Origin of the sequence: Streptomyces sp. NPDC051364, from assembly GCF_040682115.1 — a bacterium.
Classification (GTDB): domain Bacteria; phylum Actinomycetota; class Actinomycetes; order Streptomycetales; family Streptomycetaceae; genus Streptomyces.
In genome coordinates this window covers 349,003-372,632 of sequence record NZ_JBFBAH010000007.1, presented here as the reverse complement: position 1 = coordinate 372,632, position 23,630 = coordinate 349,003, and the positions used below count along the sequence as shown (strand labels likewise).

18 protein-coding genes are annotated in these 23,630 nt (G+C 69.6%); 1 reads left to right on the top strand and 17 read right to left on the bottom strand.

The genetic code is table 11. The annotated features are described in order from the left end of the window. Positions 1 to 1,186: 1,186 nt before the first annotated feature. The 7 genes from cas6e to AB0M76_RS18805 form a co-directional block, all read right to left on the bottom strand. Positions 1,187 to 1,984, bottom strand: a complete 798-nt coding sequence (gene cas6e, locus AB0M76_RS18835; protein ID WP_365953894.1) for a type I-E CRISPR-associated protein Cas6/Cse3/CasE — start codon at positions 1,982 to 1,984, stop codon at positions 1,187 to 1,189. A gap of 5 nt (positions 1,985 to 1,989) precedes the next feature. After that, positions 1,990 to 2,784 (bottom strand): type I-E CRISPR-associated protein Cas5/CasD, encoded by a 795-nt coding sequence (cas5e, locus tag AB0M76_RS18830; protein WP_365953893.1) that lies wholly within the window; start codon positions 2,782 to 2,784, stop codon positions 1,990 to 1,992. Beyond that, positions 2,781 to 3,920: a type I-E CRISPR-associated protein Cas7/Cse4/CasC gene (cas7e, locus tag AB0M76_RS18825; RefSeq protein ID WP_365953892.1), complete on the bottom strand. Its 1,140-nt coding sequence runs from the start codon at positions 3,918 to 3,920 to the stop codon at positions 2,781 to 2,783. Before cas7e ends, cas5e begins: the two co-directional genes overlap by 4 nt. A gap of 55 nt (positions 3,921 to 3,975) precedes the next feature. After that, positions 3,976 to 4,572, bottom strand: a complete 597-nt coding sequence (gene casB, locus AB0M76_RS18820; protein ID WP_365953891.1) for a type I-E CRISPR-associated protein Cse2/CasB — start codon at positions 4,570 to 4,572, stop codon at positions 3,976 to 3,978. Then, positions 4,569 to 6,206: a type I-E CRISPR-associated protein Cse1/CasA gene (gene casA, locus AB0M76_RS18815; protein WP_365953890.1), complete on the bottom strand. Its 1,638-nt coding sequence runs from the start codon at positions 6,204 to 6,206 to the stop codon at positions 4,569 to 4,571. Before casA ends, casB begins: the two co-directional genes overlap by 4 nt. 763 nt (positions 6,207 to 6,969) lie before the next feature. Beyond that, positions 6,970 to 9,786 carry a CRISPR-associated helicase Cas3' gene (gene cas3 / locus AB0M76_RS18810; RefSeq protein ID WP_365953889.1) on the bottom strand — a complete coding sequence of 939 codons (2,817 nt, stop codon included), beginning with the start codon at positions 9,784 to 9,786 and terminating at the stop codon, positions 6,970 to 6,972. A 916-nt stretch (positions 9,787 to 10,702) separates the two neighbouring features. Continuing rightward, on the bottom strand, positions 10,703 to 11,719 hold the full coding sequence (locus AB0M76_RS18805; protein WP_365953888.1) for a DUF317 domain-containing protein: 1,017 nt from the start codon (positions 11,717 to 11,719) through the stop codon (positions 10,703 to 10,705). A 318-nt stretch (positions 11,720 to 12,037) separates the two neighbouring features. Here AB0M76_RS18805 and AB0M76_RS18800 point away from each other — a divergent pair, with 318 nt between their 5' ends. Next, entirely contained in the window at positions 12,038 to 13,954 is a 1,917-nt protein-coding gene (locus tag AB0M76_RS18800; RefSeq protein ID WP_365953887.1) for a pentapeptide repeat-containing protein, read from the top strand. A 127-nt stretch (positions 13,955 to 14,081) separates the two neighbouring features. Here AB0M76_RS18800 and AB0M76_RS18795 read toward each other — a convergent pair whose 3' ends face one another. The 10 genes from AB0M76_RS18795 to AB0M76_RS18750 all read right to left on the bottom strand — a co-directional run bounded on the left by AB0M76_RS18795 (position 14,082) and on the right by AB0M76_RS18750 (position 23,615). Further along, positions 14,082 to 14,510: a hypothetical protein gene (locus AB0M76_RS18795; RefSeq protein WP_365953886.1), complete on the bottom strand. Its 429-nt coding sequence runs from the start codon at positions 14,508 to 14,510 to the stop codon at positions 14,082 to 14,084. Between the two features lie 58 nt (positions 14,511 to 14,568). Then, positions 14,569 to 15,702: a DnaB-like helicase N-terminal domain-containing protein gene (locus AB0M76_RS18790; protein WP_365953884.1), complete on the bottom strand. Its 1,134-nt coding sequence runs from the start codon at positions 15,700 to 15,702 to the stop codon at positions 14,569 to 14,571. Then, positions 15,702 to 16,949 carry a DNA cytosine methyltransferase gene (locus AB0M76_RS18785; protein WP_365953932.1) on the bottom strand — a complete coding sequence of 416 codons (1,248 nt, stop codon included), beginning with the start codon at positions 16,947 to 16,949 and terminating at the stop codon, positions 15,702 to 15,704. The genes AB0M76_RS18790 and AB0M76_RS18785 overlap by 1 nt, the downstream gene beginning before the upstream one ends. Beyond that, a complete protein-coding gene (locus tag AB0M76_RS18780; RefSeq protein WP_365953931.1) occupies positions 16,949 to 17,794 on the bottom strand; it encodes a hypothetical protein in 846 nt (281 codons plus the stop codon). The genes AB0M76_RS18785 and AB0M76_RS18780 overlap by 1 nt, the downstream gene beginning before the upstream one ends. 239 nt (positions 17,795 to 18,033) lie before the next feature. Next, on the bottom strand, positions 18,034 to 18,966 hold the full coding sequence (locus AB0M76_RS18775) for a hypothetical protein (RefSeq protein ID WP_365953883.1): 933 nt from the start codon (positions 18,964 to 18,966) through the stop codon (positions 18,034 to 18,036). Between the two features lie 63 nt (positions 18,967 to 19,029). Beyond that, entirely contained in the window at positions 19,030 to 19,863 is an 834-nt protein-coding gene (locus AB0M76_RS18770) for a hypothetical protein (protein ID WP_365953882.1), read from the bottom strand. A gap of 74 nt (positions 19,864 to 19,937) precedes the next feature. Beyond that, the gene (locus AB0M76_RS18765) at positions 19,938 to 20,522 is read right to left on the bottom strand and encodes a hypothetical protein (protein ID WP_365953881.1); all 585 of its coding nucleotides are present in this window, start codon (positions 20,520 to 20,522) and stop codon (positions 19,938 to 19,940) included. Then, a complete protein-coding gene (locus AB0M76_RS18760) occupies positions 20,519 to 21,103 on the bottom strand; it encodes a hypothetical protein (RefSeq protein ID WP_365953880.1) in 585 nt (194 codons plus the stop codon). Before AB0M76_RS18760 ends, AB0M76_RS18765 begins: the two co-directional genes overlap by 4 nt. A 27-nt stretch (positions 21,104 to 21,130) precedes the next feature. Then, on the bottom strand, positions 21,131 to 21,769 hold the full coding sequence (locus tag AB0M76_RS18755; protein ID WP_365953879.1) for a hypothetical protein: 639 nt from the start codon (positions 21,767 to 21,769) through the stop codon (positions 21,131 to 21,133). A gap of 52 nt (positions 21,770 to 21,821) precedes the next feature. After that, positions 21,822 to 23,615, bottom strand: coding sequence for a TraM recognition domain-containing protein (locus AB0M76_RS18750; protein ID WP_365953877.1), 1,794 nt, complete (start codon positions 23,613 to 23,615; stop codon positions 21,822 to 21,824). Positions 23,616 to 23,630: the final 15 nt, after the last annotated feature.

Below are 23,630 nucleotides of genomic sequence, written 5' to 3'. Positions count from 1 at the left end.
ACCGTGACATCAGCCAGATCTGGCTACTGTCCAACGACCTATGCAACCAATACTCGGGCAGCGACGCCCTCGACGGCGAGCGCGGCCCCGGGCCAACGCCCGGCGCCGCGCACATGCTGCCGTGGGCCGTCCGCCTCGTGACGACAGGGCCGATCGAGGGATCCCCTGCGTGGCCGGGGCCGAGATCACCTAAATGGGGCTGCGTCGGCGTACCAACGAGTCATCCCCTGTTCAGGGGCCGAGCATGTCAGACCGACGTTCACCAGCGGGGCGTCGGAGCCATCTCCGCAAGGTGGAGCCGAAAGGCCGTGAGACCCGGATCTGGTCGACTCGATCGAGGCATCCCCCAAGTGGGGGCCGAAAGCACTCTGGAGTGCGCAGCGCTCGACTGGGGCGAGGCATCGCTGCAGGAGCGGCGCCGAGGTGATGACCACGAGGGTGGAGCGCCTCTGGCCTGGAGGCAGCCCCGTGGGCGGGGCCCAACTTGATCTGAGCCTAAGGCACCCCGTACTACCAGGAGCGGCGAGGACAAGTGCAACGAGTGATCCCCGGTGGCCGGGGCCGAGATCGCCTCGAAGGTTCCATTGCCGTCGTGGTGAGAGGCAACCTCGCATGTGCGAGGACGACCTGTAGGTACCGCGGCGAGCGGACTACAGCTACGAGTGATCCCTGCACAGCAGGGCCGACATCCACGTCCCGCGGGGCGCAGACTACTCCTATGAGTCATCCCCGGGCGACGGGGGCGATCCGGGCAAGCCCAGTCAGTGGGGCGTGCAGTGGGAGTCATCCCTGTTCATGGGGCCGACGATGGACGCGAGGACCTGGCTTGCCAGATCGGAGAGTGTTCCCCGCAGGCGAGGCCGAGCCGAACTCGGTCAACCCGACGGGAAACTACCCGGAGTGATCTCCGCGAGCGGAGCCGAAGTACTACCGACCCAGGGCGTGGCCAACGGGTTGGTGACGCCGTACTCCACGCGAGCGTAGGAGCGATCCCCGGTACGGGGCCTGGAGTCCGAGGCCAGATCATGAGCCGCGGGCCCTGGTCGTCCATCTCAACCGCTTCGGGCCTCATCTGTGGTCGAGGGTACTCGACCCCTTCCCGATGGTGCGGCTAGGGCGGTGGATGGCCACGGCCCCCACGATGTTCTGCGTAGGGGCCGTTCGTGTGGGTGCGCTTGTGGCGCTGCTACTTTGTTCCGGGCTGGGCGAGGGTGAGCAGTCCGCAGCCGTACGCCTTACCGGGGCCGATGCCGGTGATGAGGGCGCGGGCGAGGGCGACGGGGTCGGTGACGCGGAGGGTGCCGGCGTACGTGGCCATCGTGATGGTGACTTGGTTCCGGGTGCCGTTGGGTTCGGTCTTGTTGAAGACCCGTCGGTCGCGGCCGGTGACCGTCACGTCGAGGACGGGCGCCGGGGTGAGGTCCGGGTTGTCGAACAGGGGCAGGATGCCGGGCGCGGGGTCGGCGCTGGCCGGCACTTCGCAGAGTTCGAACCCGTACTTGTTGACGCGCTCGGTGAGCCAGTCGAGCTGGTGGCGGGCCGTGCGGTGGCCAAGGCGGTGCGGGCGGGTTCGGCGTCCGGCTGCTTCGTCTGCCGTGCGCCGTGCGGCCTGTGGGGCGGTGAGCTTGTCGGGGGTGTCTGTGTTCTGGACCGGGGAGGCGCTGAGGCGGAAGCCGTAGGTCTGCCCGGTGTCGAGCTGGGCCAGGAGCGGCTTGTACGGGGCGACGACGGGCTTGGCGTGTTGGTTGTCGACGGCCCAGCCGGCCTGTTCCACGAGGGCCGTCCAGTCGGGTTCGGTCTGAGTGACGGCCCACAGGTGGGGTCGGTGGGGGTTGTCGGTGTCGACGCGCCACAGGGTACGGCCGGGGTCGGGGTGGTAGGCGACGGCGCCGAGGACGGCGGCGTGCATGGCCTCGGGGTTGCCGAGGAGCTTGCGGGAGCCTTCGCGGAGGGGGGCGAGTGGGATGCGGGAGAGGTAGCTCATGGTGGTCACCATCCGAGGAGCGCGAGGGGGTCGTGCTCGCCGGGTGCGGTCGTGTCGGGGTCGGGGGTGAAGCCGGTGCCGACGGTGATCAGGTGGTTGCTGACGCGGCGGGTGGTGTGCCGCTGCTGGTTCAGGTCGAACGTAACCGGCTGATCGTGCAGGACGGTGTCGCCGGTCGGATCGTCCAGCACCGCTGGCAGTTCGATCGTGGCCGGGCAGGCCCCGCGGTGCTGGCGCTGCCACACGCTGCGGGCGTGCGGGGATGCGATCCATTCCTGCGCAGCGAGCGCTTCGGCAAGGGGCTGCTCGCTGAGGCCGAGGACGAGGGGAAAGGTCGGCGGGCAGTCTCTACGGCCGAGGCCGAGGAGGCAGGCGGGGGTCCTCGCGCCACCGGAAACGGTCTCGACGACCGGGGCGGGGCCGCTGATGCCGACGAGGAACGCCGCGTCCTGGAGGTAGAAGCGTTCGCTGGTCATCGTGTGCCGGGCCGGCCCGGTGCGCTTCTGCTCGCCCTTGGCGTTGAGGTTCGCGGAGAGCAGCGGCACGCCGCGGTAGTCGCTGGCGGTGTGGTAGTCGCGCAGGAGCGTGCCGGGGATGTCGATGCGGACGCCCATGGTCAGGCTGGCCAGCGGTCCGAGGGGCTGCTCGCGCTTGTGCCCGAGGGCTGCGGCGAGGAGTCCGACCACGCCGGACTTCGTCGGAATGGGGCTGGTGTGCCGGGTGTCGATGACGGCCCGGTGGTCGCCCCATGCCTGCAGCGGCGCGGCCAGGCGCAGCAGCAGGGTGGCGGTGTCGGTCACCGGGTCAGCTCCGCGGTGAGGTTGTCGAGGAGGTCGGGGAAGGTGAGGGCCTGGCCGAAGGCGTCGTCGAGGGCCTTGGCGGTGGTGTCGGTGAAGGCGTGGGTTGCGCCGGTCCACAGGGCGGGGGCGCCCCACTGGCGGGTGATGGTGGTCTGCTCGGCGGCGAGGGCGGTCGCGGAGGGGGCGGCGTAGCCGGTGGCTCCGTAGGCGGTGACGGGCTTCTCGAAGGCGGTGACGAGGTTGATGGGCTGGTCGTCGCGGACGGAGATGGCGAGGAGCTGGGGCATGGTGCGGTGGCCGAAGCTGTTGCCGTAGCCGGTGGGCATGGAGCGGGTGAACGCGGACACGAACGAGGAGACGGCGGCGATGGCGGCGTCGGGGTCGGAGAGGTTGGTGTCGAGCTGGTGGAGGGCGACGGAGGCGTACCGGTAGAAGGTGGCGGAGTTGAAGCCGATCCGGCCGATCATTCCGGCGCCCTTGTTGTCCCGGCCGTGCCGGTCGTCCACGGCGGTGTAGTAGTCCCATTCGAGTTCGGCGCCGTGGGTGGCGATGGCGTGTGCGACCTGGCAGGCGGCGTCGACGTTGATGTCCGGGATCTTGGCGACCATCCGGCCGAAGAGGGCGACATCAAGGGGGTGCCCGGTCATGAGGGCCTTGCGGATGTCAGTGCTGTCGAACGCTTCGGCGAGCTTCTTGTCGTCGGCCGCGGCGAGGTCGTCGGCCTGGCCGGCGACCAGGTTGACGAGGTTTTCGATCTGCTCGTTGCCATAGAACAGGAGGTAGGCGGTCTCGTCGTCCTTCTTGGTGCTGGTCTTGATCCCGAGGGGTGCGATCACTGCTGCGGCGAGCCGCGCGGCGGGTTCGATGTCGAGGCCGGTGCGGGCTGCGATGCGCTGGGCGAGGTGGTCGGCGAGCTGCTTGGTGCGGGTGCCCAGCTTGTCCTCGGGGATGCCGAGCGAGGCGAAGGCGATGCGGGTCGCGCGCTTCCAGGCCTGCGAGGAGGCACGCGGCCGGCGCACGCCGCCGTAGGTGGCTTCCTTGGGCGCTCCGGCGTCGTCGCGGTTCAAGTTGGCCGGGGGGACGGTCTGCAGGATGTGGATGTCGATGAACCGGTGGCGGGTCGGGGTCGTGGTCATGCTGATGTCCTCGTCTGTGCTGGTCGTTGCAGTGGATCGCGGGTCTACCGCGGGGCTACGCGGTGGCGTCGGCCTGGCTGTTGCCGGCCCACGCGTAGTAGTCGGAGCCCCAGATGCGGACCGCGCGGGCCCGGGAGTCGGGGAATGTCCAGGACTGCAGATCGCGCAGCAGTCGGGTGTAGTCCAGGGGCTGGCCGATCGAGGCGAGTTGGCTGACCAGGCCCCGCACGTTGAAGAAGACCGCGTTCAGGCTTCGGGCTTGCGCTGCCGCTGACATCCGCCCGTCAACGCCGTCCTTGCTGAACGACTCGTGCAGCGCTCGGGCGGCCTTCCCGAGCCGGACGCCAGGGGCGTGCATGAGACGGCCCTGGCCCTGCTGGTGCGCGCCGAACAGGGCGAGCGCCATGTGTTCGGCGATCAGCCGGTCGGAGATCAGGCCGCGGGCGGCAAGGTCGTCGTCGAGGCGGGTGCGGTAGAACCGCCACATGCCAGGCGCTTCACCGGCCCCGATCGTCAGGCCGAGGCGGAGCGCGGCCAGGTCGCTGCCGTCGGGGATCTTCCCGGCCTTGGGGGCTCCGGGCTCGAACTGGGTCCAGAACCAGCGGGGCCCGGTCGCGGCCGGTGCGCCGGCGTTTTCCTGGGTGGTGGTCATGCTGCGGACTCCTGACCGGTCGGGGTGTGCGGGTACAGGTGGGGCAGGGTCCGGCGTACGGAGGCGTAGAAGAACCGTTCGGCGCTGGCCTGCTGATACGTGCGACTGACCGTCTTGCTGCCGCGCTGCTCTTCTTTGGTCCGGCCGGTAAACGCCTGGCCGGGCAGCCGGTGCAGGAGCTCGTCGGCTGCGGCCCGTGCGGCCCGCTCGGCGATCTCCTCGAACGCATGGTGTGCGCGGTCGAGTTCTTCGTCGGAGGGGTTGCGCTGGCAGCCAGTGAGGAAGCGGAGCACCAGGGGATCGAGGACGTGCAGGAGCTTGGTGCCGGGCTGCTGCCCCCTGTCGGCCGGTACCGGGTCGCCTCCGATGGAGCGGGCCAGGTTCGCGGCGAGCTCGTCGACTGCGCGGGCCAGCGCCTCGGCCTGCGCGCAGGCCTGCATCACGGAGCCGCGGACGGCGTAGTCGGCGCGCAGTGCGGCGACCGGCAGCGGGACGGCGTCGGCGAGGACGTCGTAGACGATCGCGTACTTGGTGTCGTAGACCATCCCGCATGTCCTGGCGCGGAGGGGGTAGTCGGGGTCGAGGTCGCCGTCCAGCGCTGCGGTGGCGACCTGAACGAGGAGCCGCGAGGTCTCGTAGCCGCGGCCGTCCCGGTCGATCGCCAGAAGCGCTTCCAGGCCCCGCCATCCGGTCCGGCCGGGGAAGAACCGGCGTGGGTAGCGTGTGCTGCCCTTGGCCTTGTCGTCCTTGATCGACCAGCAGGTGTGGGGCTCCCACTCCGGTGTCCCGCCGTCCAGACGGTCTCCAGCAGCGATCACCACCCACTTCACCCGCGTGCCCTCCGGGCCCGGTTCGGGGATGAGCCGCATGCGCCGTCCCTGCCACGTGAACAGGTCCAGCAAGCCGATTGGGGCGCGGACCGACCAGGCCGGGCTCTGGGGGTCGCGTGCCCAGTGCGGTCGGTCGCCTGTCGTCCGGGCCTCCTGCTGAGGCGTGTTCAGGATGATCGTCTCGAACAGGGTCCGGCCGGTGAGGGTGACGACGCCCAGCCGACCCAGCGGCCCCGCCTGGTTGCCGGTCGTCTTCCCGGCCTTGACCGCTGGGTCCCCTTCTGCGGCGGTCTTGATCGCGCCTGTATCCCAGCACTGGGCGTGCAGCATCCACCGGACGGCGGCGCCCAGGGGCAGCGGCATCGGATCCACCGCGCTGCGGCTGTCGCGCAGCGGAGTGTTGTTGCCGCTGGCGACGTGCGGCATGAGCTCGGTTACCGGCTTGACGCCCTTGGGGTGCGCGAGACCGGAGGCCTGTCCGAATGGGTGGGTCGCGTCGAAGATCCGGAACCGGTCGGCGTGCTCGTCGAGGTAGTGGTTGATCACGGTGACCTGGTCCTCGGTGAACCGGCCGGCGTCGAGCATGTCCGCCCACATGCCCGCGTCCACGGGGCCGAGCGCGTCCATGACGACCGGCACGAGTACCTGCCGGAGCAGCACGGGCGCCATCGTGGGCAGTTCGCCTACGAGGTCACCGAAGTCGTGTGCATCGAGTAGCGCTTGGCGCAGCGGTACCTCTCGGACACCTCCGGCGCTCTCGACCGGGATCCACCCGATGTCGTCAATCAGGCATGACTCGGCCACAACAAAGCCGCCTCTCCCAAACCAGTTTGAAGGTTCGTCAGATATTTCGACCGCAACGCTAGACAACACGGAAGGTAGATAGCAACCCGTGCTGGGAGCGTCACCCACAGAAACAGAAAGACCCGCCCGGCATGTGTACCGGACGGGTCTGACAATCCCCGCTGAGCAGGGCCAACATCAGCTCGGGACGGTTCGCGCTACCTTCCGTGGAGCCATCCCCGCGCATGCGGGGCCAAGCCGAACCACCACGGCGTTCTGCCACGCCACGATCGAGAGAACCCCGCCACGGGGCCGAACCGCACTCGACGATCACGGGGCCGAAGCCGTGTGAGTCATCCCCTACAGGCAGGGCCGAACCGCAGTCCACCATCACCGGACCCAGGCCGTTCGAGGCATCCCCGGAGGCTCCATGCTCCCGGGGCCGACGACGCGCCCGCATTGATCGGCACGACGTCCATCGAGCTACCCCCGGACACGGGGACCGCACCATCGGCTACGACATCGGTGCGCCGTCGATCGAGGCATCCCCGCAAGCGGGGGCGACGCGTAGTCCAGGATCAAGAACGCGTTGCAGTGCGAGTCATCCCCGCAGGAGCGGGGTCGACGGGGCGTCAAATCCTTCGGTGGGCACCATGCAGGAGCCATCCCCCTTTGGGGCCGACGGGATCCTCTGGTCCCAGATCAGCATGGACGGTGAGCCATCCCCTGCGACGTGGGGCCGACGCTTCGTGATCCGTCGATTGCTCGGCAGACCGGGTGGCGTTCAGGTGGTGCGAGTGTAGCTGAGCCCGGTTTCGGCGTCGTAGGTCACGAGGTGATCGCCGAGGACCGTGGTGAGGTCGGGGTCGAGGACGAGGGCCCGGGTGCGGCGGAGCCAGGCGTGCGAGGTCCAGCCGGGCAGTGGGGCGAGGTTGTCGATGGCATCCGGGGTGAGGCGTTGCGGGAGGCGGAGCATGTCGCCGGCGAGGGTTTCGAGGAGGGCCGGGGTCGGGGTTCCGTTGTCGGCGAGGCGTTGGCCGTCGAGCGTGCGGTAGCCGGCGTGGTCGCGTACGACGATGACCGCCTCGACCGACATGCCACCGTCGCGGACGGTCGCGGCGAGCTGGTCGTCCGTGGCGGCTTCGGTGCCTGCGTAGTGGAGGCCGTCGAGGTTGGAGGATGTGTGCTCGCCGGTGCGAGTCAGGAGGAACGCGGATGCGGCTGTGCGCCGGGCGGCCTGGTCCTGCTCCCAGTCGGTGCGGGCCTGGTCCGCGACGGCCGTCCAGGGGGCCGGGACGATCGGGTCCTCGCCGTAGACGGCGGCGACCAACTCGGGGACCTGCGAGGGGATGGACCAGACCGCGCCGGCCGTGGCGTCCATGACGACCGCTGAGGTGCGCAGCAGGAGGTGGCGGCCGTAGATGTACTCGGCGCCTCGTTCGAGTCGGGGTGCGGTGCCGTCGGCGGTCGGGCGGAGTCCGGTGACGAACACGGTGGGCTGCCGCAGGTGCGCGGGCCGGGCGGTACCGGTGTGGCGGTGGACACGGCCGATGCGCTGGAGGAGGAGGTCGATGGGGGCGAGGTCGGTGACGATCAGGTCCGCGTCGATGTCGAATGACTGCTCGGCGACCTGGGTGGCGACGAGGATGAGCCGCTCGGGCCGGGGCGTTGCGCTGGGGCCGAGCTGATCGAGGAGGCGTTCTGTTCGGTCGGCGCGGGCGCTGGTGGTGAGCTGGCCGTGGAGGATGACCCGCTCGTCTGGGAAGGCGGCGGCGAGCTCGCGGTAGGTGCGCTGGGCGCGGCGGACGGTGTTGCGGATGACGAGGGCTACGCCGGCCTCGGCGAGTTCGCGGCGCAGGAGGTCGACGACAGGCTGTTCGAGGTCGGTGTCCGTACGGCCGCCGCCCGGGGTGGGTTCGGGGAGGAGGCGGACGGTGACCTTGAGGTCCGGGCGCCAGGTCGGGGCGTGGTCGGTGACAGCTGCTGGCATGCCGGGCCAGACGGCGGTGACGTTGGGGTAGCCCCCCGGCGCGGGCAGCTCGGTGGTGTGGTCGGGGCTGCTGGTGGCGCCGGCCATGTAGGCGTTGGACAGTGCGGCCCTCTGGGCGGGCGGCAGCGTCGCGGAGAGCAGCAGCACGGGCACCTTGGCCTGGCCGAGCCAGAAAAGCGCCTCGTGGAGGAACTGGCTCATGTAGACGTCGCAGGCGTGGACCTCGTCGAGGATGATGACCTTCCCGGCGAGGCCGGCGCTACGGAGCATGACGTGCCGGGTGCGGGTGGCGGCGTACAGGAGTTGGTCGATGGTGCCGACGGTGAGGTGCGCGAGGAGTCCGCGCTTGGGTCCGAGGTACCAGTCGGCCGGGCCCTGTCGCTCGCAGCCGCAGTCGTCGTCTTCCTGGACGGTTCGGAAGCGGGCGTCGGCGGTCGACCAGTCCTCCGTGATCATGGCCTTCCACTCGGGGTTGAAGGCCCTTTTACCGTGGAGGAGGACGGCACCGTCCTCGATGCCGGGCTCGGCCTCGGCGGCCCAGGCCCGGACGGTGGTGAACATCGGGTCGGACGTGGCCTGCGTGGGCATGCCGACGAACACCCCGGACAGACCGAACTTCTCTGCCATGACCTCGGCGGCGGCGAGCGCCGTCTTCGTCTTCCCCTCGCCCATGGGTGCTTCGATGATGACGAGGCCCGGAGCGGTCATCGCGCGGACGACGTCCACGGCGAGGGTCTGGGAAGCGCGGGCGTCGTGCCCGAACCGGAGCTTGATCAAGTCCGTGCCGGTGGTGGGCTGCAGGTGGCGCAGGCCGCCACCGAGGCGTCGCTCCTTCCAGGCGTTGGAGGCGCGACGGCGGGCGCGGGAAAGGCTGACCCGGGCCAGTTCGGGGATGCCCGGGAAGTGGGCCGCGTCGGAAGCGATCCAGTCGGCCATGATCACGAACCCGAGGAGCGCGAGCTGTTCGGCGCGCGTCGGCACCGCGACCGGCTGGACGTCGGCGAGGGAGTCGTAGCCCAGGGCGCGCGTGAACACCTCGACGATGTGGCCCTGGACCGCTGCCCACTGGGGGGTCTTGCCGTGGGCGTCACCGCGGGCATGCGCGACGTCCTGCATGGTCGCGCCGCGCAGGGTGCCGTGGTGTCCGGAGACCATGGGGCACACCCAGTCGACCTGGCGACGGTCCCATCGGCCGGACCGCTTGAGGACCTGGCGCAGGAGGAAGCCACCGGCCTTGTCGTGGAGCCACTCGCGGGAGGTGTCTGCGGTCACCATCCCTGCCCGCCAGGTGAGTCCGACCGCCGGCAGGGCTGCGGCCTCCACGGTGCTCTTCCGTTGGAAGGAGGGGGTGGCCTTGCCGCAGTCGTGGATTCCGCACAGCCAGGCGAAGAACCGACGCCCCTGACCCCCGGACGCCCTGTCGATCATCGCCTGTGTGGCGGGGGCCAGGTAGTGGTCCCATATGTGCTCGGCGACGGCGGCGGTGTCGAGCATGTGGGAGACCAGCAGGTTCATGGTGCCGCCGCCCTTGCCTGCGGACTTACCCCACACGGCACTGAGTCGGTCGATCTCCTCGGCACTCATGCCGAGTTGGGTGCAGATGGTCAGCATTCCGCGAGAGTACGGCCCTGCACTGACACCACCGGCACCGGCAATCCCCGTCCTCGGGGCTGAGTTCAGGCAGTCGGCGAGGGGGTCGCGCTTGCCCGAGCCATCCCCGCCAGGCGGGGCCTGCATAGCCCTTGGGACTGCCGCAAGGGCTCATCAGCAGGCATCCCCGCAGCGGCGGGGCCGAATCGAAGTGGCCGTAGTCGTCTGGATACTCCCAGGAGCCATCCCCAGGCACGGGGCCGATGGAACAAGCGCCTTCGCCATGTCGCCACCGTAGGAGCGGTCCCCGCACGGCGGGGCCGACTGGTGGATCGTGCCGCCCAGCAACATCACGAACGAGCCATCCCCTCACGGGGCCGAGCTGGCGTCACCGGTCAGCAGGGTGTTCGTGCCGGAGCCACCCCCGCAGTGCGGGGCCGATATCTCGACGAACTCCTACCGCGGCATGAACGGGGAGCCATCCCCGCGTGTGCGGGGCCGAAAACTACTGGCTGGGCTACTCGGTTCCCGCGCAGGAGCCATCCCCGCGTGCGTGGGCCGATAACATCCTCAGCGATGAGCCCCGCCTGAAGACGGAGCCATCCCCGCGTGCGCGGGGCCGATGCCGATACACCGATAGACGCCCAGGTCTCAGCAGAGCCATCCCCGCGTGCGCGGGGCCGATACGCGGGCTTGATGCCGTTCGTCCACAGCCACAGAGCCATCCCCGCGTGCGCGGGGCCGATACTTCGCGACCTGCATGTTCTCTGGCGCGTAGGCCCGATTTCATTCAGGTCAGCCGAGTGTACGCGAGGGGCGGTGCCAACTGTCCCTGTTCCCGGGGCGGTCAACCTGGGTGCCAGATGCCGGTGCTGCCCGGCACACTGCGGATATGACGGGCTGCTCCTCCGGCTTGGTAGGTCGCCTGGCGGTGAGTTCAGTGTCTGGGTGCGGTCCGGGGCGCCGATACCGGGGGACTGGCCACGGAGGCCTGTGTCTGCAGGCGTGGGGCGGTTGCGACACTCCGGGCCTGTCGATGACCGTGGCCGTGTGCGAGCTCGAAGGTGATGTCCTGGATGAGCGCCGTGCGTGCGTGCGGGGAGAGGCGGATGGCCCAGGTAGGGCTGTCGGCTGTGTTGCCACCCCAGACGGTCCAGGCCAGAAGGACGCTTCCCTGCTTGACGAGGGTGTCGAAGCGCAGGCCTGCCGCGCTGTCGGGGGTGGGGGCGGTCCAGTCGATCAATCGGGCTCCGACCTTCAGGGGCCAGCCGGCGCCGTCCAGGGGGCGGGATGCTTCGGCGAGGTCTTCTTCCTTGACCGGGGTGTGGTTGCCCTGCCCACAGCTGTCTTCGGTGCTGAGGCTGTCGAGCAGGACGCGCATGATCTCGACGGGGGTGGTGGGGGTGGCGGTGGCGTGCCAGAGGCGCTCGCCTACGGGGGACTCGTAGGCGGCGATCGTCCAGGCGTCGTCGCCGTGCAGCGCTTCGTGGAGGAACTCGACGCGTAGGGTCAGGGATTCGTGGCTGGCGACGGTGGTCTCGTCGTGAGGCCGCCACTTCTCCCATTCCTCGTGCCTGGAGAAGAAGTCAACCAGGAGGGCTTCGTGGTCGCCGGGGTCGGTGGCGTACCCGGGCACCATTTCCGGCGCCGGCTGGCTGAGTGCGACGCTCTGCGCCGGGGTGGGGGCAGGGCCCGTAGAGAGAGGCGTGGTGAGGACTTCGGCGGCGGCGCGCTCGCTGTCGGTGAGGGGTGCCGGTCCGGGGCGCACGGCGACGGAGTGCTGCCTCTGGAAGTCCGCCACGGCCTCCGCTTCGGATTCGTAGTCCGTGACCTCCTGGCGGAGGTAGTCCTCGCCGTGGAAGTAGACGCTCTTGCCGTCCCGGTAGGTGCCGACGGCGACGGTGGTCCATCCGTCGTGGGCATGCAGGTGTTCTTCGCGGTTCGCATGTCGCACGAGACGTGGCCTGCCGACCGTGAGGCGGTGATGGGGTTCACCCTGACGAGGGTGATGAGAAGAGTGACGAATGCGCGTGAAGGCTTGCCGCCCAGTCGTCCCGGGCCCTGAGGCTGCCAGATGGGTGAACCCCGAAGCCCGGGCCGCGTGGGCAACCGCCCAGGACCGGGTCGATCGACCCAGGATGAGAGGCATGGCGCAGTCGATCCCGTGTGGTCCGTGAGCACAGCCCCGGCCTCGCATGCGCCTCCTCCCTGGGAGCACTGCGGGCACGACGCCGCCCCCGCGACCGACCCAGTCGGCTGCCGCGGAATCCTTGTGCCTGGCCGGACCGCCTGCCTGGCGCACATCGGCGCCCGGGAACGTGAGTCCTTCCTCGCCAGCCTGGTCCCCGGCGCTGACATTGACCACCGGGGAACCCCCGTCACCAAAATCCTCCTCGACGCCCTCTTGCAGGCCCTCCGCCACCCTGCCACCGGACCCGTCAGGATCGGCTGTGCCCAATTCGACGGGGCGAGGTTCACCGGCAAGGCCGACTTCGGCGGGGCAAGATTCGGCGGCGAAGCCTCGTTCGACGGGGCCACGTTCACCGGCGAAACTCGATTCACCGGGGCCAAATTCACCGGCGCTGCCCGATTTCGCGGCACGATGTTCAACGGCGACGCCCGATTCAACGGCGATTCCCGGTTTAGCGGGGCGAGATTCGCTGATATCGCCTTCTTTCAGGAGGCGAGGTTCGGCGGCGAAGCCCAGTTCAATGACGTGGCGTTCACCGGTACCGCTGGGTTCGGCGAGGCGACGTTCGCCGGCAAGGTTGGGTTCATGCGGGCGAGATTCAACGGCGACGCTTGGTTCGGCAGTGCGACGTTCAACGGCGGCGCCGCTTTCTCCGCGACGTTCAACGGCGACGCACGATTCCCCAGCGTGACGTTCAACGGCGACGCTTGGTTCGGCGGTGCGACGTTCGCCCACAAGGCCGTATTCGACAAGGTGACGTTCAACGGCGACGCTCGGTTCGGCAGAGCTACGTTCCACAGCGACGCCAGGTTCGGCAGGGCGACGTTCCACAGCGACGCCCAGTTCGGTGACGCTAAATGCAACGGCGACGCTGAATTTGGCGAGGCGACGTTTGCCGTACTGTCTGACCTGGGGCCTCTGTTGTGCACGGGGCGCGTAGATCTCGAAGGTGCGGTCTTCAAGGTCCCAGTGACCGTTGAGATCGCAGCCCCCCAAGTTAACTGTCGCAGGACTTGGTGGATGTCGACGGCAGCCCTGCGCCTGCGCTATGCGACCGTTGATCTCGCTGACGCCGTGCTTTCCTCACCCGTCGCCGTCAGTGCCCACCCCACTGCCTTCACCAACCCCGGGGGCCTCGCGATACACGAGGATCTGCTGGCCGGCGCCGACCGTGGGGTTCGCGTGACATCCGTACGCGGGGTGGATGCCGCCCACCTGGTCCTGACCGACACCGACCTGAGCGCGTGCCGCTTCTCGGGAGCCTTCCACCTCGACCAACTCCGCCTGGAAGGCGACTGCACCTTCGCACCCGTTCCGACCGGTCACCACATCCGCCCGCCCTTCCGATGGACCCGCCGTCGGACCCTCGCCGAAGAACACCACTGGCGCGCCGACCAGACGGCCAGTGATCCCGGACCGCCTCGTGGTTGGAGCCCCGGCTCGCCGAGCGACCACGTTCCACAACCGGCGGGTGTTGCCGCGACCTACCGGCAGCTACGTAAGGCGCTTGAGGACAGCAAGAACGAGCCCGGCGCGGCTGACTTCTACTACGGCGAGATGGAAATGCGGCGCCGCGACCGGACCGGAACGACGACGGTGGAGCGAGGCCTGATCCGGGCCTACTGGCTTCTCTCCGGCTACGGCCTGCGCGCCTCGCGCGCTCTGTACTGGCTAGGGCTGACTATGTCCGGCACGGTTCTGACTCTAATGTTGTGGGGCCTGCCCACGACCGTTCCGCTGCCCAGTGCCACCGGAACCATCACAGGCGACACCATCAGCCTGAACACGAATAGGCCCGATCTCTCCCTCGCCGGCGACCGATGGACCCTCCAGCGTGCCGACCGGGCTGTCCGGGTGTCCGTCAACGCTGTGGTCTTCCGGACCTCCGGTCAAAACCTCACCCACGCTGGGATCTACATCGAGATGCTGTCGAGGATCATCGAGCCCATCCTCCTGGCCCTCGCCGTTCTCGCCGTACGAGAACGTGTCAAGCGGTAGTCAGCACCCCGGCGCGCGACAGGTGGGTGGGGAGATCACCCGAGCAGGCTTGGTCCGCCCTGAGCATCGGGTGGGGAGATTCAGGAAGCAGTTCTCCAGGAGCAAGTTCATCAGCCCGAGTGACACCTCATGAGACAGATCTGAACTGCCCCAAGAAGAGGTGGATGGTGAGGCGTCCGGAGGCGATGTCGTCGTGGATCCTCTGGGCTTCGGCGCTGACCGCCCGGATCTCGTCCCGGTCCAGGTACGTCATCGGGTAGTTAACGTAGGTCCACTCGGTGTCGATCTCTTCCTGGAGTGACGGGGTGATCTCCACGGTCGCACCCACGTCGCGCAGAGTGCGTGCGGCCTGGTCAGCGTAGTAGGGCTCTTCGTGGTCGACGCGGACCAGGACGAGGGTTTTGAGGTCGATCCAGCGGAAGCCGCGGTTGGACAGCGCGGTGCGCGCGGCGTTCCGGCTGGTCTCGGGGCCGGCGAGGGTGGCGGTCACGGCGCTGCTGTGGTCAGGGTGGCGGGCGACGACGATGTGGGCTTCGCCGAGGCCGGGCTGGGGCATGGGGCTCGATTCTGGGGCCCGGCCGGTGTGCTGCCGGCCGGGCTCGCTCGGGGGCGGGCTATCGGGAGGCCCGGGTGGGTACCGCGGGCGGGGTGACGCGTGGGGTGGCCGGCCCGGCGCGCGCTGCAGGGGCGGGCTTGGCGCGCGGGGGTCCGGCTGTCGGCGGGCGGGTGGCATGCTGCCAGCGGGCCCGGACGGTGCCGAGGTCGGCGAGTGCGCGGCGGCTGCCGGTGATCAGCTGGTGCGGGGTGTTTGCGGGGTCGTCGGTGAAGGCGTGGATGTGCAGGCCGGTGGTGTGGGCGTGGTGGAGGAGGGAGCGCTGCAGGATCTGCTCGCCCCAGTGCTCCGGCGAGCCGGCCGGGGCGGCGAGCATGTCCAGCACCTCCGTGGCGGTCGTCCCGGAGGCGAGGAGGCCGTGGTGCTGGGCTTCCCAGAGCACCGTTACCGCGTCGATCGGATCGCCCCGGTAGGCGAGGGAGGTCATGCACCGGTACAGGACCCCGTGAAGGGGGACGGCGAAGTCCTCGGGCCGCAGCCACCCCATCTCGGGCAGGTAGACGGGGCGCGCGGCCGCCGTCGACAGCAGTAGCTGTTCCTCGCCGGCGGTATCGGTCTCGGTTCCGGTGCCCCGGGTCGGTGGGGGCGGCAGCACAGTGCGGGGGAGAGAGCCAGGGTGTGAGGGGAAGAGCCCCGCGAGGCCGTCGAGGACGGCGGCGACCGCGTCGGCACGGTCCAGGACGTGCGCGGCCGGGTTCGGCAGCGTCGGGTCGCTGGCTGCCTGGACGAGACGCTCCGCGGCGGCCCGGATGGTGAGGCGGGCCCTGTTGGCCACGATCATCTGCGCGTAGGCGGGTGCGTGGCTGGGGTTGGGGCAGGCGTCGGTCAGGGTGTGGAGGTAGGAGGCTGTCAGTCCGCGGGCATGGGGCCGGGCGCGGTCGAGGAGGGCGGTGATCCATACCGGTTCCCGGGCGTGGACCTCCGGGGCTGGCGGGGTGAGCGCGCTCATTGCCGCGAAGAGGGCGCCGTGCATCGCGACGCTGAAGTGCTCGGGGCTGAGCGGGCCGAGAGTCTTGATCCGAAGGGGCTCGAGGATGATCGCGCCGAGGAGGGCCTGTTCGGCGAACCGGACGGGCGGGTCCGCAGGTATGTCGTCCAGGGCCAGATCTTCTTGCTGGGAGGCGGGGTTGGGCATCAGGCGGCCAGGGTGAAGTCGGAGCGGGTGAGGGTCTTGCCGAGGTGTGGGGCCAGCAGATGGGCGGCCAGCAGGGGTGGGACGGCGTTGCCGATCTGGGAGAAGGCCTGCCCCTTGTTGCCGGCCCAGGGGTAGTCCGCGGGGAAGGTCTGCAGGACGCCCGCTTCGGTGGCGGTGATCCGGATCGACTCCGGCGCCGGACTCTCCTGGTCGGCTTCGAAGGAGTGCGGTTGGGCGACCCACACGCATTCGTTCGCGCGGTGTCCGAAGAACAGCGTCCCCGCGGGCTCATTCGCACCCCGGACGGTGGCGTTGGCCTGGTTACTGCTGCGCAGCGACCAGGACCAGCGGTGCTTCCCACAGGTGCAGACGGGGGCATCGGCGTCCGGCGGGCGCAGTCGGCCGGGACGTGCCCTGCGGCTGGTGCGCTGCCCGGGGGCGGGCGGCTTCCAGGTTCCGCGGTCGCGGGCGTCGGCGAGGGTCTTGCGGGCCCCGGAGGGGAACGGTTCGGGCCCGCCACCCGGTCCGCCGCCGGCGCAGACGGTCGGGGTGGGCCGGTCGGTGGCGCCCCAGCCGAGGGCCTCGGCCATGGACACCCACCGCTCGCGGCCCGGCCCGAACAGGCTCTCCGGTTCGGCGGCCTGGGCGTGGGTCGGCGGCGGAGGCTCGGCGGTACGGGTACGGGAGGCGAGCAGGATCGCCCGCTTCCTCGTCTGCGGCACGCCGTAGTCGGCGGCGTTGAGGGTCCCGGTCCAGACGGAGAAGCCCCAGCCCCGCAGGATCACGGCGTACTGCCGCCACAGCGGCAGGACGTCCGGCACCTCCTCCATGGCGATCCACTTAGGCTCGCCGACCGAGTGCAGGGCGTGGAGGTAGCGCATCGGCTCTGCAGCCAGCAGGCTCCGGGGGTCTTTGCAGGCGGTCAGCAGCTTCGCCCGGGTGTCCCGCCCGGCGGCGAGGTCGGCGACGGCCTGGTGGACGAGCGGCTGGTCGACCAGGCCGAGCCGCTTGCCGGCCATGCTCCACGCCTGGCAGGGCGGGCTCGCTATGAACCCGCGGGTGCGGCCGACCAGCGGCCACACCGGGTACATCGCCACATCGGTACGGATCGTCAACTGGCCTGCACGGGCACGGGTTTTGCACGCCCACTCGTCCCACTCCAGACCGACGTCGCGCACGCCGAGGACGTGCAGGGCGTGGCTCCAGCCCCCGGGGCCGGCGAAGAGGTCCACCACGAGCCTGTCCATCACGAGGCAAGCCCGAAGTCGTCCTGCTCCGGCTCGTCGCCCCGGCAGGCCCAGGGCGAGCACCCGTTGACCACACCGATTTCCAGCTCGTCGAGTTCGGCGGCGTCGCGTTCCGAACGGGTGACGTGGTCGATGGGAGCCACACCGAGCGGGACGCGGGAGCGGTGCAGAAAGGCCTCGCCGAGCAGTGGATTACCCGACGCGTTGGCCCTCGCGTTTCCCTTCCGGATGGCTGCGTCGAAGGCGACAACGTCATCCCATTCCGTCGGGGAAGTGTCCCTCAGGATTCTCCACTGCGCGTTTCCGTGGAACGGGCACCCAAGGCAGCTCGACTTGGGCGTATCTGCCAGGCCGACGCTGGAGAGGTAGCGTATGCAGTCGGCGCGCGACCAGTCGAGATCATTGATCAGCGGATGTCGGTTGCGCATGTACTTCACGTCGGAATCCTTGGCCCGATGGAACTCGTCCGTGGATATCCCGACCCACTGCTCGACGTAAAGCCCCTTGGGTACCCGCTGGGGATAGGGAAATCCCAGAAGTTCACGGACCTGTCGTTTGATAGGCTTAATTTTGTATTCGCCCGTGCATTGGCGCCTGGTCATTCCCGGGCGGCCGTCTCGGTTGAGAATGTAGAGCGGCATAGAGGCGAATCTGTGTTCCGGATTCAGGGCGTCGTCTCTAATGTTCCCGGAAGAAACTCGAAGTACGGGTATGCCGGCCGGTTTGGCTACCTCGCGTTCCAGTCGGTCGAGGTGGTCATAAACGGCCTGGGGTTCCCAGCCGGTGTCGGCGAAGACCGCGTAGTCGATGCGCGGGAGTATTCCTTCGGCGGAAAGTGCGAGCAGGCATGACGATTGCACTCCGGCGCCCAAAGAAAGGATGCGGTAGCGGGGGTTTTCCAAGAGAGGGGATCCAGGGGTTGGTGCGGGCGCCGGAGGCGATCACGGCGCGAGGGGGGATGGGGGAGTGGTGTCAGCGGATGCGGGGGAGACCGCGACGGGGTGGGCGCGGCGGTGATGCCGGTGAACCGAGGCGGTGAAGGGTGCGCTGGTTGGCGGTGGTGGTGTGGAGGCGTCGGCTGACGTCAGCGGGTCCGTGCCGGCGGTGCGGCGGTATGGGCACCGAGAGCGCGGGGGACTGACGGTTCTGGGGTGCGGGGGCCACGTCCGAGGAAGGCCGTCACGGCCGTTGCTCCGCTGAGGGTGAGGCGGACCCGGTCGTGCGGGGGGCCTCCGCCGAAGGCCGGTGGCGCGGACCCGGGCTCGATTGCGATGAGCCCGGCGTGTTCCAGCGCGCGCAGGGTGTCGATGCGTACGGAGCTGCCGCGGCTGTGAACGAACTCGCGCCCCTCGCGCCGGCCGATCACGACGTGCCCTCGGGCGGTGGCGTGAAGCGCAGTTTGCTCGGCGGGGGTCAGCGCATCGTTCCTGGTAGTCGTCGCGGGCCGTCGGCGGTGGATCTCGGAAGCTACGGCGCTCGCGGACTCCAGGGCCATGGCGGGAGCCAGAGCCGTCAGTTCTCGTGCGAGCTGTATCTGGTGTGCGACTTCTCCGCTCCTGGTTGGCTGGTCCGGGGGCGAGGCCGGGGCGCCAAGCTGTGCCTTGGCCTGGGCGAGATGTCGGACCGCCTGTCCGGTGAGAACGGCCAGTTGCTTGATCCGGACCGTGGCCTCGGTCAAGGTCACACCCGCGTACATCGGCTGGTCGACGATGGCCTGTACGGCCTCCAGACATGCGCTCACCAGGACTTGCGCCGAGGTGTGACCCCAAGTGGCGCCGTAGGCCGGCTGGAGCCGGGCGAGCTGATCGTTGTGCTGGGTGAAGCTGTCGGCGAGCGCGAGCAGGCGTACCACGGGGGAAGGCCGGTCGTGGTTGGACGGCGGTCGGGCGGTCTGCGTGGACCGCGGGGGCGGAGCGGGTGCGGGCCGCGACGGAGAGGCGGGTGCGGCCTTCGAGGGGCTGCCGGGCACCGGGGACGTGGGTGGGGCGGGTAGGGAGAAGAGGGCGTCATCGGTCATGAGCGGGTGGACCTTCGTAGGGGCAACGCCAGGCGGGACTATCCGCCACCGGGGCGGGTTTGGTCAGCGGGCTCGCCCCGGTGCAGACGCGGTGGGTGCGTGGGGGATGGCTGGAGCAGTCGGCCCCGCAGCGGGAGTAAGCGCGAGGACGCTGACGGTGACGGTCACTCCGTCGGAGGTGAGGCGGATGCGGTCCTGGGGCGGGCCGCCGTCGAAGGCCGGTGGCGCGGTGGCGGGGTCGCGTGTAATGAGGCCTTTGGCCTCCAGAGAGCGCAGGGTGCCGATGCGGACGACGCCGCTGCGACTGTGGACGTACTCCCGTGCCTGGCTCTGGGAAACCACGACCTGGCCGAGGGCGGTTGCGTGGAGCGCCGTGAGTTCGTCGGTGGTGAGGCCGGCGGTGGCCGTTTGTGCGGTCGGTTGGCGGCGCTGCCTCTCACGGGCGATACCGGTGGCGGAGGCGAGCGCGGCTTCCGGCGCGAGCGCGGTCAGCTCCCGCGCGAGCTGTATCTGCAGGTTCACAGAGTCGGGCAGGCTGGTGCCGTCGGGGTCTGCGAGGGCGGCACCAGTGACTGCTGCTTGGGCTTCGCTCAGGTGGTGGGCTGCTCCACCGCTGAGATAGGCGAGCTGTTTGATGCGGACGGTGGCCTCGACCATTGCGGGGTTCAGGTAGGGCCACTGGTCGTGGACGGCTTGGGCGGACGCCAGGGCTGCACGTGTCAGCCGCGCCACCGAGGCGGCGTGCGCGCCCAAGGCGGGGCCGGATGCGGCAGTGGGCCGGAAGAGTCCGAGCGCGTCGTTGTAACGGGTGTAGTCGGCGGCCAGATCGAGAAGTTGCTCGGACGGGGGGCGCGAGGCGGGTACGTCGAACAGGAGGGCATCGGTGGGTGAGCTCATGGGCAGGGAGGGCCTTCGGAGTGGGGCGGGGCGCGGGGGATGGCCGTGTCGGACGTGCTGGTCCCGGTCACCGCTCAGCGCCGGGGGTGGGCAGTGGCCACGGGCGCGGGGACGGCAGGAGCCGGGGTGGGAGCGGAGTGCGTGCTGGCCTGGGTGAAGGCGGGAGCCAGGCGGCTCAGGCCGGCAGCCAGTTGGGTGGTGAGGGCCTGACTGGCGGCGAGCTGGGCCGACAGGGCCTCCGGCAGCTGCCTCCATTGGGCGGCGTGCCGGGCTCGCTCGATGAGGACGGCGGCGACTTCCATCTGCGCGGCGACCTGGGAAAGAACGGCCGCTTGGTCGCCGTCGTACCCGGTTGCCTGGAGCAGCTCGTCCAACGCAGCCGGGAGCGCAGGCTCCTCGACCGGAAGCCCGTACAGCTCGGCGTGCAGTGCGTTAGCGACGCCGAGTGCGGATCCATCGGAGGAACGGAACTGGTACCGCGACTCGGCACCACGCACGAGTCCGAAGCTGATGGTCCACGAGGTGGGGCGTGGCGGCGGGTTCGTGGAGATCCGGCTCGCGAGCGCCCTCGCGATATCGACGGGCGAGGGCGTATCGGACAGGTTGACCAGCTGCTGGTCGGCGGTGTGAGAGCGCCTCGGGTGAGCTGCTGCCGTCATCGCCTGGTCCTGGCCGGCGCCGCGAGATCCACAGCGGCCGGGATGAGGCTGGCCGTCATGGTGTTGGCGACGGCATGGGCCTTGGTCCGATCCGGGGCGGGGAAGGCGTTGGTGAGGTGATTGGCGACGCCCCGGCAGCCTTCGGCGCAGATGGCCAGGCTGGCGGTGGCATCGTTGAAGTGGGCGGCGATGGCCTTGCGGGCGTCCATGTGTCGAAGCCCGCGGCCGATGACGTCGGTGTCCTTGGCCGGATCCCAGGACGTGGCCTCGTAGGCGTTGTCGCCGATGGACAGGGTCAGGCTGTCGCTGACGTGGCCGCTGTGCTGGACGGTCTGGGCCAGGCAGTCCAGCGCGGCGAGCGCGCCGGTCATCTGGGTGACCTGGCTGCCGTCGATCGCCGTGAGGCGGGTGAGCGCCTCGATGGTGAGTTCGTGGGAGGTGCGCAGATGCTGGGTGAGGTGGCGCAGTCCCTCGGTACCGGTCAGCGGCGCGGTGTTGGCCAGTTCGCTGCGGAAGTGGTCGAACCGGTCGGCGAGAGACCGAAGGCGGTCGACGTGGATCGGAACGGAGATGTTCCGCATAGGGCAGGGATCCTTCGGCGATGAGGGTCAGCGGGTGGGAGTGGTGGCGGGCTTGGCCGGTGCCGTGGGTGTTGTGTTGATGGGGTGCGGGGTCCCTGCGACGACCGCGGACGGACCGGCATCCTCGAGTCCTGCCGCGTGCTCCTTCGGCGGGGTCGGTACGCCGGGGCTGTCGACTGCCTGGGCTATGAGTTGGTGGTCCTCGCGCCGTGCGGCGAACGAGGCCAGGCGGTACGACAGCCGCTGCGCCTGCTGGCGGTACGTCATCGCCGCTCGATCCAGCTCCTCGGTGGCCTCGGCAAGCGTGCTGCGGCTGGCAGTCGGGGTCTCATCAACGTCCTCGTACAACAGGACTTCGGTGCGGTGGTGGATGGCGAAGGTGCACAGGGTGGCCGCGAGGGATATGTGGGTGGTGGCTTCGACGAGTTCGGCGAGGTTCTCGTGCCCGTCCTTCATGGCGGCGTACTGGCTGGTCGACAGGAGGGTGACCTGCTGGGTGCACTGCATGGTGAGTTCTTGGGCGCGGAGGGCGATCGGTCCGATCTCGCGCAGGGGTTTCGCTATCTCTCCGGCCCGCACGCTCTCCACCTCCTGGCGCAGGGACTTCAGGGTGGGGGCCACTTGGCCGAGGATGCGGGTTTGCTCGGCAAGGTCGATGATCTGCAATCCGAAACTCCAGACAGGAGGGAGCGCCAGGTGGGGCGCGCAGGGGAGGTGATTACGCGGCGGGGCCGTAGTTGTCCTGCTGGGGCGCCTGCTTGGCGACGGCGCGTGCGGTGATGCCCCGTGACGCGGCGGCGGAAGCAGCGGACAGGGCTTCGGCGCCGGGCTCCAGGTACCAGGGGCGCAGGTCGAGCATGGCTGCGCGCATGCCGGTGGCGAAGCACAGTGCGGTTCCCTTGGGGAGGGCGCGGATCGCGTCTGCGGGCAGGATCCGCTCCTGGCGCATGCTGATGCTGGTGGACTTCCCCGAGTCGGAGATGGAGGTGGACTTGGTCTCGACGTCGTGGTCACCGATCAGCCTGCTGAGCTTGTCGGCGAAGTCCGGGTCGTCGATGCCGGAGCCGATCACCTTCACGGTGGACGCGGACCACATGGCGTCCATGCCCGCGTCGCCCCATACCTTCTGCCCCTGGCGGTAGGACTGCAGGATGGTGATCGGGATGATCCCGCGGGACCCGAGGTGGGAGTACAGGTCGGGGAGGTCGCTGATCTTGCACACGTTGGCGGCCTCGTCGAGGATCGCGAGCATGGGAGGGTCCAGGCGTCCGCCAGCCCGCTCTGCCTGGGCGGTCGCGGCCCGCATCACGGAGTCCGCGCACGCCGCGATCAGCGCGCTGGCTCCGCCGCCTCCGTCCTTCGACAGGAGGTACAGCGTGTCCTTGCTGGTCACGAAGTCGGCGGGCTTGAACTCAGGGACGCCCTTCTGCGGGGTGACCCACGCGGCGATCTCTGAGTTCAGGAGGGCCGACGCGTACTGGCGCGCGGTCTCGTAGATACCGTCACGGGTCTCAGGGGGGCCCTCGACGGTTCCCTTGAGCTGGGCGGCGACGGCCGAAAATCCATGATCACGCAGGATGTCCAGGGGCCGGCGGTCGGCGGGGAAGGCAAGCCACTGCATGACGTCGGTGATAGGCCTCTCGTCGAGAGCGGCGGCCAGGAGTAGTTGGCTCAGGATGTTGGATCCGGCCTTGGACCAGAAGTCGCCCTGCTGGGAGGCATCCACGCTCGCAGCGAGGAAGTGACCGGCCAACCGGCCTGCTCCGTCAAGCGACTTGGCGGATGCGAGCGGGTTCCACCACATTTCGCGGGCCGCGTGAGCGATCTGCTGCGGATCCATGCTCCAGGTCCGGCCGTCCACTCCGCGGGCGTCGATCGTGGTGGTGTAGGCGTCGCCTGCGGCCTTATTCGAGGTGAGGAGCACGGGGCCGGGCGCGGCGAGGATCGCGGGGATGGCCAGGCAGGTCGTCTTGCCGGATCGGGGAGCCATGATCGCGACCGCGACGTCCTCGTATCCCATCCGGACTTCGTGACGGCTGCCCTGCAGGTTTCCGAGGAGGACACCGGTGTCCCTGGCTGCGATGGCCTTGGCGTCCTTCAGGCTCGGCCGAAGGGATCGCGCCTTGGCCGTGATGGCCTTGGCGAGCAGTGGCTCGATGTCCTTCTGCTTGGCCATCCCGGCGATCCGCTTCTTCTTGCCGATCGTGCCCTTGTGTCGGGACCACCACAGGAAGCCGCACACAGTGAGGGCGAGGAGGCCCGCGGCGGGCAGGATCCGGGTACCGATCAGCAGGGACGTTTCTTCTGTCGCAGGCCAGAGGCGTTCGGGGTGGAGAAGAGCTTCGGCCGGCTGGTACGGGACCCAGGGGCCACTGCTGGTGACCCAGGCGGTCGCGTTGCCGCCCAGCCAGGCCAGGGTGGACAGGGGCAGGGCGATTGCGAAGGCGCCGAGGAGGGCCTTGAAGGCTATGTCGTAGCCGTCGGAGTTGGAGTTCGGGGAAGGGCTGGACAAGAGGGCGGTTCCATG

Bases quoted from the DNA above. Each gene is read 5' to 3' on its own strand.
- cas6e (WP_365953894.1), bottom strand. From the start codon at position 1,984: ATGAGCTACCTCTCCCGCATCCCACTCGCCCCCCTCCGCGAAGGCTCC.
- cas7e (WP_365953892.1), bottom strand. From the start codon at position 3,920: ATGACCACGACCCCGACCCGCCACCGGTTCATCGACATCCACATCCTG.
- casB (WP_365953891.1), bottom strand. From the start codon at position 4,572: ATGACCACCACCCAGGAAAACGCCGGCGCACCGGCCGCGACCGGGCCC.
- cas3 (WP_365953889.1), bottom strand. From the start codon at position 9,786: ATGCTGACCATCTGCACCCAACTCGGCATGAGTGCCGAGGAGATCGAC.
- AB0M76_RS18795 (WP_365953886.1), bottom strand. From the start codon at position 14,510: ATGCCCCAGCCCGGCCTCGGCGAAGCCCACATCGTCGTCGCCCGCCAC.
- AB0M76_RS18790 (WP_365953884.1), bottom strand. From the start codon at position 15,702: ATGCCCAACCCCGCCTCCCAGCAAGAAGATCTGGCCCTGGACGACATA.
- AB0M76_RS18785 (WP_365953932.1), bottom strand. From the start codon at position 16,949: ATGGACAGGCTCGTGGTGGACCTCTTCGCCGGCCCCGGGGGCTGGAGC.
- AB0M76_RS18775 (WP_365953883.1), bottom strand. From the start codon at position 18,966: ATGACCGATGACGCCCTCTTCTCCCTACCCGCCCCACCCACGTCCCCG.
- AB0M76_RS18770 (WP_365953882.1), bottom strand. From the start codon at position 19,863: ATGAGCTCACCCACCGATGCCCTCCTGTTCGACGTACCCGCCTCGCGC.
- AB0M76_RS18765 (WP_365953881.1), bottom strand. From the start codon at position 20,522: ATGACGGCAGCAGCTCACCCGAGGCGCTCTCACACCGCCGACCAGCAG.
- AB0M76_RS18760 (WP_365953880.1), bottom strand. From the start codon at position 21,103: ATGCGGAACATCTCCGTTCCGATCCACGTCGACCGCCTTCGGTCTCTC.